The organism is Streptacidiphilus jeojiensis, from assembly GCF_042510965.1.
Lineage (GTDB): Bacteria > Actinomycetota > Actinomycetes > Streptomycetales > Streptomycetaceae > Streptacidiphilus > Streptacidiphilus jeojiensis.
Genome location: NZ_JBEUKS010000004.1, coordinates 283722 through 297768 on the forward strand (window position 1 = coordinate 283722; position 14047 = coordinate 297768).

Consider the following 14047-nt stretch of genomic DNA (forward strand, 5'->3'; position numbering starts at 1 on the left):
GGGCACCAGAGTGTCAGCCTGGACCGATCGTGTCAGCCCGAGTCCTGTCATCCGACGATCTGGATCTCCGAGATCCCGCCACGGTAGGCGGAGGGGTTGTTGGTCTCGGCCGGGAGGCTGGTGATGTGGATGAGGACATAGCGGGTGCGGACCGGGGTGGCGAGCAGGGGGCTGTCGAAGGTGGTGCCGACGACCTTCGGGTTGGCGATCCGCTGGCTGAAGGCGCCGGCGGAGGTGGGCGCACTGGTGGCGTCCGCGGGCGCGGCCAGGACCTCCAGGTTCTGCCCCGCCACGGGCAGGGTGAGCTTGACGCCGGAGACGCTCTGGACGCTGCCGAGGTCCACGACGATGCCACTGCCGTCGGCGCGGCTGCTGAGGTTCCCGAAGTTCGCGTAGTTCTGGTACTCCGAGGTGATCCAGGCCGTGTTGGTCTTGCCGTCTATGGCCAGTGGCACCTGGTCGGCCTGTATCGGCGGGCCGAGCGGGGAGAACTCGGACGCACCGCTGATCTTCAGCAGGTGCTGTGCCGAGGCAGACGTCTGCGGCGAGGCGGAGGTGGCCCCGCCGACCCCGGCGGTGACCGGGAGCTGGCTGCTGCCGGAGTCGGGCTTGTCCATCAGGGCCTGGGCCGTCCCCCAGCTGCCGAGGCCGACGGCGGCCAGCAGGACCAGGGAGATGCCCCACTTCAGCGCCTTCCCGGTGCGTCCGGGCAGCGCCGGCGGCGGGGTGGGCGGCAGCGGTGCCGGGGCACGCCTCGGCGGCAGGGGCACGGTGGTGCCCTGGTCCCGACGCGGATAGGTGGTGGTCGGGTACTCGGGCAGCACCAGCGGTTCCGGCTCGGGCTGCTTGATCCTGGGGAGCTGGCCGATCGCCCTGGCGAGCTCCTGAGGCGAGGTCAGCGGCTCCAGGTGACGGACCGGGGTCTCGCACAGGATCCGGGAGCACAGGTCGGAGAGGCCCCGGTGGACGCCGGCCTTGACCTGTTCCGGCGGGACGACGCCGACGGCCTTGGGAATGCCCTGCAGACCGTGGCGGTCCTCCGGGTAGGGCCAGCGGTGCGTGAGTGAGGCGAAGAGCAGTGCGCCGATGGCCCTGGTGTCGTCGAGTTCGGCCGCCGCACGGTCCTCGGATGCGAGCCCGTGCAGTGCGGCGTCCATGGCCAGACCGTTGATCCGGTACTGGCCGCTGTCGCTGCGCAGCACGCAGGACGGGGTGAGCCGGAGGTGCGACAGGCCCTTGCGGTGCGCGGCTGCGAGCGCGTCGGTGACCTGACGGACCATCTGGTAGGCCTCGTAGGCCTCCAGCGGGCCGTCGGCGAGCAGGGTGCCGAGGTCGGTGGCGTCCGGGAGCCATTCGCGGATGATGTAGACCAGTTCGCCCTCCTCGACCGCGTCGAGGACCTGGACGAATCGCGGGTCGCCGAGCAGGGCGGCTTGCCGGGCGGCGGCGACGGCGTCCTTGGAGCGCTGGTGGCCCGAGGCGAGCAGATGGATGCCCACGGCGCGGCGCAGCTTCTCGTCGACGGCGCGCCAACTGGTGAAGACCCCGGCCTGGGTGAGGCATTCCTCCAGCCGGTAGCGGTCGGCGATGCGGTCGCCGCTGTGGCGGACCGGGGCCGGCAGCAGCGGGGCCGCGGCGGGCTCGACCGGCTCGGCGGGTTCGTCCGGCTCGACCGGTTCAACGGCATCGGCAGGTTTGGCGGATTCTGTGGTTTCGACCGGCTCGGTGGGGCTGTCGCCGTCCTCCGGGACTGCCGGCCGTTCCGGGCTCTGCGGGGCTTTCGGGGCGATCGCGACGGTGGCGTCGTCGACCGGGGTGTCGGGGACAGCCTCCTGCTGCTCCCGCGCGGGTGACTCCTCGTCAGCGCGGAGTTCGCCGGCGATCTCCTCCGCGGTGAGTTCGGCCGTCAGTTCCGCGGCGGGCTCTGCGGGACAGGCGTCCGCGCTGCTCTCCGCGATCGTCTCGACCGGAGCCTTGCTGCGATCCGCCACCGTCGTCCTGCCTCCCCTGTGCTGTGGCCTCGATCATCCCGGGCCGCGGTCAATTGTGCCAATGCCCGCTACCCGACTACGACCCACGATCCCCCTCGGAGGTTGCCCCGGGGAGGTGCCCTCTTCGCCAAAAGAAGGCGAGTCGGTGTCAGCGGCCCAGTTTCGAGCGCACCATGCCGACGAGGGCGGTCAGTTCCTCGATGCGCATCCGCTGGGCGATCACGACGAACAGTCCGATCTGCAGGCCTGCGCCGACCACCAGGGCGGCGATGTCCGGCAGCAGGCCCCCGCCGAGCGAGTCGACGATCAGCGTGGAGACGGTGAAGCCGATCGCGGCCGGGATGATGCTGGCGCCGATCAGCCGTCCGTAGGTGCGCTTGCACCGGGGGCCGTCCAGGTCGCCGATGCGGCGCTTCAGCCGGGGCAGTGCGACCAGCAGCCCGACCAGGTAGGAGAAGCCGTAGGCGAAGGCCATGCCGGTCACCGCCCAGTCCGAGGGCAGCACCAGGTAGCAGAAGCCGGAGAGCAGGGCGTTGCTCGCGGCGACCCAGACGGTGTTGTAGAAGGGCGTCCTGGTGTCCTCGTAGGCGTAGAAGCCGCGCAGCAGGACGTACTGGGCCGAGTAGGGGATCAGCCCGAGTGCGAAGGCGGAGAGCATCCAGCCGACGGAGGTGCCCTGGGAGGAGTTGCCGAAGCCGTAGAGCACCGAACCGATGACCGGGCCCAGGGCGAGGAACAGGAAGGCGGCCGGCACGATGGCCACCGCCGAGGTGCGCAGCCCGTAGGAGAGGTCGTCACGGACGGAGGCTGCCTGGCCGTCGGCGGCGGCCCGGGAGATCCTGGGCAGCACCGCGCTCATCACCGAGACCGTGATCACGGCCTGCGGCAGCTGCCAGATCAGCAGGGCGTTGGAGTAGGCGGACAGACCCGCACCGTTGCGGCCCGAGGCGTTGCCGGCCGCGGTCGCCAGCTGGGTGACCACCAGGTAGCCCGCCTGGTTGGCCAGCACGAACAGGAAGGTCCACTTGGCCAGCTTCGCGGCGTGACCCAGTCCGTGGCCGCGCCAGTCGAAGCGGGGCCGGAACTTGAAGCCCGCGGCCCGCAGGTAGGGGATCATCGACAGGGACTGGACCACGAGGCCGAGCAGGGTGCCGATGCCCAGCAGCCGTACGCCCTCGGGCGAGATGCTGTGCGGGGTGACGCCGGTCTTGTTGAACGAGCCGTACACCCAGGCGTACATGCCGAAGGTGAAGATGACCACGACGTTGTTGAGGACCGGGGTCCACATCATCGCGCCGAACCGGCCCCGGGCGTTCAGGATCTGACCCATCACCACATGGACGCCCATGAAGAAGATGGTGGGCAGGCAGTAGCGGGCGAGGGCGACCGTCACCTCGGCGCTCTGCGGATCCCTCATGATCGACGCGGAGACCAGCCGCACCAGCAGCGGTGCGGCCAGCACGGTGACGAAGACCACCCCGCCGAGTCCGACCACGATCAGGGTGAGCAGCCGGTTGGCGTAGGCCTCGCCGCCGTCCTCGTCGTTCTTCATGCTGCGGACCAGCTGCGGGACGAACACGGCGTTCAGCGCGCCGCCGCCGACCAGGATGTACAGCAGGGTGGGGAGGGTGTTGGCGACGTTGTAGGAGTCGCCCATGGCACCGACGCCGATGGCGAAGGTGATGATCATGGTGCGGACGAAGCCGGTGCCGCGGGAGACCAGGGTGCCGGCCGCCATGATGGCGCTGGAGCCGAGGATGCCGCCGCTCTTGCCCTGCTTCCCGTCGGGCGGGGTTTCGGGCATGCCGGCGACGGCGCTGGGCGGCGGCGGGGCCATGGGGTTGAAGCGCAGCAGCGGAATGGTGCCGGTCGCCTCGGCGTCGCCGCCGCCGGCCTCGCCGTACCAGCCGGGGGCGTAGGAGGCCTGGTCGCTCTCGCGGAAGAGATAGGCGTAGGGGTCGGCGTCTTGATTGCTGCTGTCCTGCTTGCTGCGGGTGGCGTGGGTGAGCAGCTCGTCGACGCCGACCTCGGCCGAGGGCGGCTGGGCGGGCTGCGGCACGGACTGGCCGTAAGCCTGGGAGAAGCCCTGGGGCGGCCCGAAGCCCGGGACGGTCACCCCGTCGGGGGCGGCGGGGCCGCCGTACGGCTGTTGCTGCGGGTGGGGCTGCTGTTCCTGCTGGTACGGCTGCTCGTACTGCGGCGCGCCGTATCCCTGCTGCTGGTAGCCGGGCGGGGCCTGGACCGGGTAGCCCTGTCCCTGCTGGGGCTGCTCGGGGTAGGGCTGCTGCGGATACGGGGGCTGGGCGTACTGCTGCTGGTCGTATCCGGCCTGCTGGGGCTGCTGGCCCTGCGGGGCCTGCTGGTACGCCTGCTGCTGCGGATAGGCCTGCTGGTTCTGCGGGTAGGGGTCCTGTCCGTACGGGTCCTGGGCGTAAGGATCCTGCCCGTAGGGGTCCTGGGCGTAAGGATCCTGGGCATAGGGGTCGCGTGCGTAGGTCTCGTCCAGGTACGGGTCGGCGGCCCCCTGGCTCCGGGGGTCCTGGCCGGGGGCGGCGGGGGGCGTACCTCGGTTGGGGCCGCGTCCACCGCGTCCCTGCTGGGTTCTGCCGTCACGCGGCGCGCTCATGCCACCTCTCCGGATCCTTGGACACGGCGGCCGGGGGTCACTCGGCCGTCCACGGGGTCCACCCTCTCATCCGGTGGCTCACAGCCAGTGTTTCAGGTTGTGTTTTTCTGATCCTGACGTGCGCCTTTCTCGGGCGCGCCGTCGCCGTCCCGGTCGGCGCCGGCCTCCTCGTCCCCGGCACCGCTGTCCTCGTCGGTGTCTGCCCCGACCTGGGCGTGCTTACGCTTGGAGTACAGCCGGACCCCCGCCAGCAGCACCAGCAGCACCCCGCCCGCCACGACGGCGATGACGCCGTTGCGGAGCTGTTTGATGTTGACGGTGAACGCGACCGGGCTGCCGTACGCCTTCTGGTCGGCCGTGGTGAAGAGCTGGGCGGTCATCTCGACCGGTCCGTTGGCGGTGGCCTTCACCGAGAACCTGAGGGTCTCCACGGTGTCGCCGTTGGCGCGCACGGCCATCAGCTTGAAGCCGGGCGTCGTCTTGTCCAGGCTCAGCCGGGTCGGACTGGAGGAGGTGAGCTCGACCTCCAGATTGAGGACCGGTTGCGGCAGGTCGTTCTGGACCGTGATGGGGATGGTGGCCGAGCCGCTGCCGGACAGGGTGATCGAGTTGTTGGGCTTCGGCAGGATCGAGACCGCGCCGTACAGGTTGTTCAGGTAGTCGGTCGCGTTCTGCCGGTAGGCCGTGCCCTTGTCCGCCTGGTCGCGCCACTGGGTGGAGACCGACCGCAGCACCGCGGAGCTGAAGGCGGTGCGGATCGGCGCCGGGTTCGACATGATCTTGCCGAGGTCGGTCAGCCGGTCCTGAGTGTTCGTCACCGCGTTCAGCTCGTCATTGCTGAGCTCGTTCTTCCTGGCGGCGGACGGGTAGTCGGAGACCGGACGCACGGTGCTGCCCGCGTGCGGGGTCGGCGTCGCCGAGGCGACCTCGCCGTAGCTGGCCGCCTTGGCCCACTTGGCGCTCACCGCCGCGGACAGCGAGTTCGCCAGGGTCTGCGCGGTGCTCGCCGTCATGTCGCGCGGCGGCATGACCAGGATGCTGCGCTGGTTGTTCGGCTGTTCCAGGGTGATCGCCAGGGTCTCGGCCAGGAAGCGCTGTTCGGCGAGCGCCTGGGCGCTCTGCGTGGACAGGTCGCCGGCGAAGATGCTGTCGATGGTGGAGTCGGCGACCACGGCCGTGGTGCCGTTGCCCAGCGAGCGCGCGGCGTTGGGGGTGTAGGTCAGGCTCCGGGAGTCGGGCAGGCTGCTGCTGTCCGCGATGATCTGGGTGCTGCCGATGCTGCGGGCCAGCGAGACCACCGAGGTGTCGATGTAGCCCTGGTAGGGCCAGGCCACCGTGTGGGAGGCGCTCACCTGGAGCGGGTTCAGACCGACCTGGCCGAGGTCGCTGGTGGCGACCTTCAGGGTGTCCTTGAGCGACTGGGAGTTGCCGCCGTTGTGCGCGATGGAGGCCAGGTCGGGGTCGGCGGCGGGCAGCGAGAGCACCTGCTGGCTGCTGAGACCGGACAGGTCCCCCTGCAGGGCGGTGAGCCAGCTCTTGGCGGCGGCCTGGCCGGTACCGGCCGTGGTGCAGTGGCAGGACGCGGTGGCGCCCTTGGCGTCGCCGTCCGAGCCGGCGACCTGGTAGTCCGACTCCATGTCCAGCACGCTGGTGATCAGGTCCGGGTCGATCACCCAGGTCGGCTTGAGGGCGGAGATGCTGGCACCGCGGGACTGGAGCTGGCCCAGCCGCCCGTCCGCGCCCAGGTCGTCGGCCAGGGTGTCGTCGCTGAGCACCGCCTGGTCCGATGCCTTGGAGTCGCTGTAGGTCTGCGGCTGCACCCGGGGCGTCGCCACGATCGGCCACAGCGTGGCGATCTTCGTGGGCTGGGCGGCGGTGGTCGAGTCGTAGAGCGGCAGGTAGGTACGGGCGACGCCGAGCGGGTGCACCGAGGAGCCCGAGGTGCTGCCCTGAGCGTCCACCGCCAGCTCGTACACGGCTCCGGGGCTGATCCCGAGGTCGCTGATCTTCACGGTCAGGGTGAACGGGGCGCTGGTGGCGCCCGGCGCCAGCGTGCCCAGCTTGGGCTGCAGACCGCTCTGGTCCAGCTCCGCCGGGTCCTGGTCGCTGGGGCCGGTGAGCGCGGCCACCGCGGCGATCGCCGAGCGGTTCAGCAGCGCCTGGGTGTCCGCCCACACCCCGACATGCAGGGAGCTGATCGTGGTGCTGCCCCGGTTGGTGACCGTGCCGGTCAGCGTGACCGAGCCGTTGGCCTGGGGCACCTGGGGGTTGATCGAGTCGAGCGTGACCTGGGCCGCGCTGCCTCCGGTCGCCTCGGGGGCGCTGCTGGTGGCTGCGGTACGGACCGCTCCGGACCCGATGGTGTGGACGTCGCTGACGGTGTACCCGGTCTGCACCGCGAAGGCGGCGGCGGGTGCCAGGGTGGTGCCGGTGCCGAGCACCAGCCCCGAGGCCAGTGCCACCGCGCCCGCCCGGCGTGCCCGACGCAGACGTGCCCCGCCGTGGCCAGTGCCCCTGCGCCGACCGTAGCCGCGCTCCGCCTGCCGTGCCGCCACGTCCACGCGCCCTCGCCGTTCTCGTCGCTTACGGTGTCTCGGCCGCTGCCGCCGGTGCCCGCTCCGGGGACGCCATCCAGCCCCCGGCATCGTAACGACGTTGCCTGGCAACGGGTGCAGCAGGATCGTCCGGGCGCGCCCGGACGGCCGACGCCTGCTACGAGTCCTACGAGCTATAACGAGGCGCGGCCGGTGCGTCACGGCACGTACCCTTGTCTGTCGTGCCGTACGACAATGATCCCAGCGATTCTCCCCCGGATGCCGAGCTTCAGGGCGGTGTTGCCCAGAGCGCTCCCGCCGCGGAGCTCAGCTCCGTTCAGCTCAGCTCCGTCCAGCTCTCCGCCGTCAGCGAGGTCCTGGGCGCCTACCCGGTGGCCGAGGAGCTGGGGCGCCGTTTCCAGCGGGCCGGCTTCCGGCTGGCACTGGTCGGCGGATCGGTGCGGGACGCGCTGCTGGGCAGGCTCGGCAACGACCTGGACTTCACCACCGACGCCCGCCCGGAGCAGATCCTGGCGCTGCTGAAGCCGTGGGCGGACGCGATCTGGGACGTCGGCATCGCCTTCGGCACCGTGGGCGCCCGCAAGAAGGCCCGGCCGACCGCCGACCCGGAGCACGGGGAGCTGTTCGACTTCCAGATCGAGATCACCACCTACCGCTCCGAGGCCTACGACCGGGACTCGCGCAAGCCCGAGGTCTCCTACGGCGACACCATCGAGGAGGACCTGGTCCGCCGGGACTTCACGGTGAACGCCATGGCGGTGGCACTGCCGGAGCTCGCCTTCATCGATCCGCACCACGGCCTGGACGACCTGGCGGCGAAGCTGCTGCGCACCCCGGGCACCCCCGAGGCGTCGTTCTCCGACGACCCGCTGCGGATGCTGCGAGCCGCCCGCTTCGCCGCGCAGCTGGACTTCGAGGTCGCCCCCGAGGTGGTCACGGCGATGACGGAGATGGCGGAGCGGATCGACATCGTCTCCGCGGAGCGGGTCCAGGCCGAGCTCAACAAGCTGCTGCTGTCGGCGCACCCGCGCAAGGGCCTGCTGCTGCTGGTCGACACCGGACTCGCCGAGCGGGTGCTGCCGGAACTGCCGGCGCTGCGGCTGGAACGCGACGAGCACCACCGCCACAAGGACGTCTACGACCACTCGCTGACGGTGCTGGAGCAGGCCATCGCGCTGGAGGACGAGGGGCCGGACCTGACGCTGCGTCTGGCCGCGCTGCTGCACGACATCGGCAAGCCGCGGACCCGGCGCTTCGAGGACGGCGGCGGGGTCTCCTTCCACCACCACGAGCTGGTCGGCGCGAAGATGACCAAGAAGCGGCTGCGCGAGCTCAAGTACTCCAACGAGCTGATCGCCGACGTCTCCCGGCTGGTGGAGCTGCACCTGCGGTTCCACGGCTACGGCAGCGGCGAGTGGACCGACTCGGCGGTGCGCCGCTACGTCCGGGACGCCGGGCCGCTGCTCTCCCGGCTGCACAAGCTGACCCGCTCCGACTGCACCACCCGCAACAGGAAGAAGGCGGCGGCGCTCTCGCGCTCCTACGACGGACTGGAGCAGCGCATCGCCGAGCTCCAGGAGAAGGAGGAGCTGGGCGCGATCCGACCGGACCTCAACGGCCACGAGATCATGGCGATCTTGGGCGTGCAGGGCCGGGACGTCGGCGCTGCCTACGACTTCCTGCTGGAACTGCGGCTGGAGAACGGCCCGATGGGGCCGGAGGCGGCGGAGGCGGCGCTGCGCGCATGGTGGGCGGACCGGGAGAGGTAGCGGTTTTTCTTTCCCGCCGGAAAACAGAATTGATACCAACAACAAATGCGTCGCCGATAATCCAGGATTCATGGGCGATGTAACTGTCATGCCTCATTCTCGTTACTCCGTTTCGGGGAGGCGCGGAACCTCCCGGAAACGGAGGGAATGCGATGACGGGCGATGACGTCCTGTTGGAATCACGGACCATGCGCGCCGCGCTCGCCGGACGGATCGAAGCCCTGGAGCGGGTCAAACCGCTGAGCGGGCTCACCCTGCCCAATGGCCTGCACCTGCTCACCGAGGCCGTCGCCGACTATTTCGCGGTGCCGATCAGGGCCGTCCACTCGCTGGTGCTGGACCATCGCGAGGAATTGGAGGCGTACGGATATCAGGTGCTGACCGGGCCCCGCTGACCGCGTTCAAGAATGCCAGCGGAATCCAGTCCAGGGCCCGGCAACTGGCGCTGTTCAACCGGCGCACGGTGCTCTGCGCCGCGATGCTGCTCAGGGAGAGCGACATCGCCCGGCAGGTGCGCTCGCGGCTGCTGGACCTGGAGGCCGGGGCGCGCTTCCTCCCGGTCGACAACCCGCTGCGGCCGCAGCCGGGCGGCGTTGATCCCGACCCGGTCGAGGTCGCCTCGACGGCGCTGCGGGCGGTGATCGGCAGCACCGTGGTGCCGCTGCTGAACGCGCTGCTGGAGCAGGCCGGGACGCAGGAGGTGACGCTGGGTGAGGTCCGCTGCCGGCTGGAGCAGTTGGAGCTGATGATCGTGGACGAGGACGGCTCGGCACTGCTGCCGCGCCGGTTCCACCTGGTGCACGGGGTGGAACCGGCGGATCCCGGCGACGGGGACCAGCCGTGACCCGGTCCGCGGCCGGCCGTCAGCCGCCGGCGGCGCTCCCGATCAGGACCACCAGGATCAGCAGCACCAGGGCGGCCGGCACCAGCAGACCCAGCGCCTGCGGGCGCTTCAACAGCGGCAGCCCCGGGTCCAGTTGCTGGGCGCCGGGCGCGGGGGCCGCCTCCGGCAGCGCCTTGATCTTGTTGAAGCCGATGGCGTTGCGGATCAGCACGATGCAGCTGAAGAGCCAGGAGCTGTAGCCCCACCAGCCGCGGACCAGGGTCCTGGCGGACATGTCCCGCATCACCGCGGTGCCGCAGGTGCGGCAGAACGGACCCCGGCTCTTCAGGAACTGCATGTAGATGATCATGCCCCGGTGGCCGTGGAAGGTGACCGCGGCGGCGGGGAAGCCGCCGCAGAAGCGGCAGGTCGGCGCGTTGGGGTCGTACTGCTGCGGGACCTGACCCGGGCCCGGACCGCCGTAGGGGGACTGCTGGGGCGGCGCGTAGCCCTGCTGCGGTTGCGGGTAGCCCTGCGGCGGCGCGGCCGGGTAGCCCTGCTGGGGCGGTGCGGCGTAGCCTTGCGCGGGTGGCGCGTAGCCCTGGGGCGGCGCGTAGCCCTGGCCCTGGGGCGGCGCATAACCCTGGGGCGGCGCGTACCCCTGCGGCGGTGCGTAGCCCTGGGGCGGCGGTGCGTAGCCCTGCTGCGGGGGGACGACGCCGGGGCCGCCGCCGTAGGGGTTGGGCTGCTGGGGCGCCTGTGGCGGCTGCGGGGCGTAGGGGTTGCCCGGCATGGGCGGAGGCGGGGTGGACATAGGGATCCTCTGAGGAGGGGGCTGACAGGTACGGGAGGGAACGTTGGCACGCTATCCGTACGGCGCGGTCCATGGGACACGAGCGTGCGAATCCACAGCGCCGTCGGGGCCCTGGTCATCTGTCAGAAGCCACCGGTGTCCCCAGACATGGCGAAACGGGCGGTTTGTGGCGCAGCGTCAGTCCGTACCCCACGGCGGTGGCGGCGTAGAGCGCGGCGGAGCCCAGCACCACCGCCACTGAGCGGCCGCTCGATGGCATCACGAGGGCGGCCGCGGTGGCGGCGGCCACCAGCGAGGCGTTGAACAGCACGTCGTACACGGCGAAGACCCGGCCGCGGTAGTCGTCCTCCACCACGGTCTGCACCACGGTGTCGGTACTGATCTTGATGCCCTGGGAGACCAGCCCCAGCAGGAAGGCGGCGGTCATGATCGGGGCCGGGGCGAAGGACAGCCCCAGCACCGGGGTGAGCACCGCGGCCGCCGCCGCGCAGCCGACCAGCCACTGGGACACCCCGATCCGCCGGGTCGCCCAGGGCGTCAGCACCGCGGCGGCGAAGAACCCGACGGCGGAGGCGGCCAGGGCCAGGCCCAGCCAGCGGATGCCGGCCGCCTGGTCGTCGGGGGAGGCGAAGGTGTTGCGGCACAGCATCAGCAGCAGGACCAGCAGCAGTCCGTAGCAGAAGCGGCAGACCGTGACGGCGGCCAGGGCCCAGGCGGCCGGGCGGCAGTCGCGCACCAGGTGGCGCAGCCCGGCGAGCAGTCCGCGCCCGGTGGCGGCCACCACCGTCGCCAGCGGCTCCCGGGCCCGGTCCGGGTCCGGCTGCTGCGGGCCGAGCAGGTCCGGTGCCATGGTGGCGGCGGCCAGGGCGGCGCTGCCGTAGCCCAGTGCCGCCAGTACCAGCAGGGCGGCGTTGGCCTCGGGGCCGCCGGGCAGGACCAGCCGCACCAGGAATCCGGATCCGCCGCCGATGGTGGTGGCCACCGTGCCCAGGGTGGGTGCGATCGCATTGGCCCCGATGAGCAGCGCGGCCGGGACGACCTGGGGCAGTGCGGCCGAGAGGCCGGCCAGGACGAACCGGTTGGCACCGGTGACCAGCAGGGCGGCGGCGAAGAAGACCGGGGTGGGGACCCGCAGCAGCACCAGCAGGGCGGTGCCCAGGCAGAGCAGCAGCCGGACCAGGTTTCCGTAGAGCAGGATCTGACGCCGCCGCCAGCGGTCCAGCAGCGGCCCGGCGAAGGGGCCGACGACGCAGAACGGCAGCAGCATCACCGCGAAGGCGGAGGCGATGGCGCCCGGGGTGGGCTGGCGTTCCGGGGAGAAGACGACATAGGACGCCAGCGACACCTGGAAGACGCCGTCGGTGAGCTGGGAGAGCAGCCGGGTGCGCAGCAGTCGGCGGAAGTCGGGCAGTCGCAGCAGGGCCGCGGCGCGGCCCTGGGGGGCGGGCGCACCGCGGGTGATCGACACCTGCACAGCGTGCCACGTCGCAGCGGAGATGTGCATGCCCAAACGCCTGCGGGCGGTCCTCTCGTTTCACGTGAAACGAGAGGACCGCCCGCAGGGCGTGGTGCCGGGTTCAGTGCTGGCACTCAGCGGCGAGCGCTCAGCGCTCGACCTCGCCGCGGATGAACTTCTCGACGTTGTCGCGGGCCTCGTCGTCGAAGTACTGGACCGGCGGGCTCTTCATCAGGTAGCTGGACGCGGAGAGGATCGGGCCGCCGATGCCGCGGTCCTTGGCGATCTTCGCCGCACGCACGGCGTCGATGATGACACCGGCCGAGTTCGGGGAGTCCCAGACCTCGAGCTTGTACTCCAGGTTCAGCGGCACGTCGCCGAAGGCACGGCCCTCGAGGCGGACGTACGCCCACTTGCGGTCGTCCAGCCAGGCCACGTAGTCGGACGGGCCGATGTGGACGTTCTTGGCGCCCAGGTCGCGGTCCACGATCTGCGAGGTGACGGCCTGCGTCTTGGAGATCTTCTTGGACTCCAGCCGGTCGCGCTCCAGCATGTTCTTGAAGTCCATGTTGCCGCCGACGTTCAGCTGCATGGTGCGCTCCAGCAGGACACCGCGGTCCTCGAAGAGCTTCGCCATCACGCGGTGCGTGATGGTGGCACCGACCTGGGACTTGATGTCGTCGCCGACGATCGGGACGCCCGCCTCGGTGAACTTGTCGGCCCACTCCTTGGTGCCGGCGATGAAGACCGGGAGGGCGTTGACGAAGGCGACCTTGGCGTCGATGGCGCACTGGGCGTAGTGCTTGGCCGCGATCTCCGAACCGACCGGGAGGTAGCAGACCAGCACGTCGACCTGGCGGTCCTTCAGGACCTGAACGACGTCGACGGGCTCCTCGGAGGACTCCTCGATGGTCTCGCGGTAGTACTTGCCGAGGCCGTCGTTGGTCGGGCCGCGCAGGACCTGGACACCGGTGGTCGGCACATCACAGATCTTGATGGTGTTGTTCTCACTGGCGCCGATGGCGTCGGCGAGGTCGAGGCCGACCTTCTTGGCGTCCACGTCGAACGCGGCGACGAACTCGACGTCGCGGACGTGGTAGTCACCGAACTGCACGTGCATCAGGCCCGGCACGCGGCTGTTCGGGTCGGCGTCCTTGTAGTACTCGACGCCCTGGACAAGCGAGGCGGCGCAGTTGCCCACACCTACGATGGCTACGCGAACCGAACTCATTTCGGCTGCTCCCTGTTGTGATCGATTTGGAAAACTTCAGTGCGGTACTTCGGCGGTACATGCAGTGCCACCCGTCAACCCGGTCCGCTCCGGGGTCAGCGCTCCTCTGGGGAACGCACCGGGCGGTCGGGGGGCGGTGCGGCATTGCCTGCCGGCCGTTCCCTGCCGTCCGAAATCTGTGGGGCCGTCCCGCCGTTGCGGTTGGCGCGTTCGGTCTCGATGAGCTCGTTGAGCCAGCGGACCTCGCGCTCCACCGACTCCAGGCCGTGGCGCTGGAGTTCGAGGGTGTAGCCGTCGAGCCGCTCCCGGGTGCGCGCCAGCGAGGTGCGCATCCGCTCCATCCGCTCCTCCAGGCGGCTGCGGCGGCCCTCCAGGACCCGCATCCGCACGGCCCGGTCGGTCTGACCGAAGAAGGCGAAGTGGACGCCGAAGTGCTCGTCCTCCCAGGCGTCGGGACCGGAGTCGGCGAGCAGCTCCTCGAAGCGCTGCTTGCCCTCCGGGGTGAGCCGATAGACGATCTTCGACCGCTTGCCGTTGAGCGCGGTGGCCGGGATGTACTCGGTACCGGGGTTGTCCTCGACCAGGAAGCCCTGGGCGACGAGCCCCTTCAGGCACGGGTAGAGCGTGCCGTAGGAGAAGGCACGGAAGGAACCAAGCAGCACGTTCAGGCGTTTGCGCAGTTCGTAGCCGTGCATCGGGGCGTCGTGCAGCAGCCCGAGGACGGCGAACTCAAGGATGCCGGAGCGCCTGCTCACGCTGTCCCTCACCTCTCCGTCGCTGCT

10 protein-coding genes are annotated in these 14047 nt (G+C 70.8%); 3 read left to right on the forward strand and 7 right to left on the reverse strand.

The window, feature by feature from the left end; genetic code table 11:
- Positions 1-47: 47 nt before the first annotated feature.
- The 3 genes from ABUW04_RS13655 to ABUW04_RS13665 form a co-directional block, all read right to left on the reverse strand.
- The gene (locus ABUW04_RS13655; RefSeq protein ID WP_380565035.1) at positions 48-1790 is read right to left on the reverse strand and encodes a protein kinase family protein; all 1743 of its coding nucleotides are present in this window, start codon (positions 1788-1790) and stop codon (positions 48-50) included.
- A gap of 349 nt (positions 1791-2139) precedes the next feature.
- Positions 2140-4617, reverse strand: a complete 2478-nt coding sequence (gene murJ, locus ABUW04_RS13660; RefSeq protein ID WP_380564723.1) for a murein biosynthesis integral membrane protein MurJ — start codon at positions 4615-4617, stop codon at positions 2140-2142.
- Positions 4618-4709: 92 nt separating this feature from the next.
- Positions 4710-7172 carry a DUF6049 family protein gene (locus ABUW04_RS13665; RefSeq protein WP_380564724.1) on the reverse strand — a complete coding sequence of 821 codons (2463 nt, stop codon included), beginning with the start codon at positions 7170-7172 and terminating at the stop codon, positions 4710-4712.
- Positions 7173-7528: 356 nt separating this feature from the next.
- On the opposite strand from ABUW04_RS13665, the gene ABUW04_RS13670 reads away from it, so the two are divergent.
- From ABUW04_RS13670 to ABUW04_RS13680, 3 genes are all read left to right on the forward strand, one after another.
- Positions 7529-8941 (forward strand): CCA tRNA nucleotidyltransferase, encoded by a 1413-nt coding sequence (locus tag ABUW04_RS13670; protein ID WP_380565037.1) that lies wholly within the window; start codon positions 7529-7531, stop codon positions 8939-8941.
- Between the two features lie 152 nt (positions 8942-9093).
- Complete coding sequence (locus ABUW04_RS13675) at positions 9094-9336, forward strand: hypothetical protein (protein ID WP_380564725.1); 243 nt, start codon at positions 9094-9096, stop codon at positions 9334-9336.
- Between the two features lie 83 nt (positions 9337-9419).
- On the forward strand, positions 9420-9785 hold the full coding sequence (locus ABUW04_RS13680) for a hypothetical protein (protein WP_380564726.1): 366 nt from the start codon (positions 9420-9422) through the stop codon (positions 9783-9785).
- Between the two features lie 19 nt (positions 9786-9804).
- Here the strand turns inward: ABUW04_RS13680 and ABUW04_RS13685 are convergent, their stop codons facing one another.
- From ABUW04_RS13685 to ABUW04_RS13700, 4 genes are all read right to left on the reverse strand, one after another.
- Complete coding sequence (locus ABUW04_RS13685; protein WP_380564727.1) at positions 9805-10578, reverse strand: hypothetical protein; 774 nt, start codon at positions 10576-10578, stop codon at positions 9805-9807.
- 115 nt (positions 10579-10693) lie between these two features.
- On the reverse strand, positions 10694-12046 hold the full coding sequence (locus ABUW04_RS13690) for an MFS transporter (RefSeq protein ID WP_232242165.1): 1353 nt from the start codon (positions 12044-12046) through the stop codon (positions 10694-10696).
- Positions 12047-12182: 136 nt separating this feature from the next.
- Positions 12183-13265 (reverse strand): inositol-3-phosphate synthase, encoded by a 1083-nt coding sequence (locus ABUW04_RS13695; protein WP_030254724.1) that lies wholly within the window; start codon positions 13263-13265, stop codon positions 12183-12185.
- A gap of 95 nt (positions 13266-13360) precedes the next feature.
- Positions 13361-14020: a PadR family transcriptional regulator gene (locus tag ABUW04_RS13700; RefSeq protein WP_030254727.1), complete on the reverse strand. Its 660-nt coding sequence runs from the start codon at positions 14018-14020 to the stop codon at positions 13361-13363.
- Positions 14021-14047: the final 27 nt, after the last annotated feature.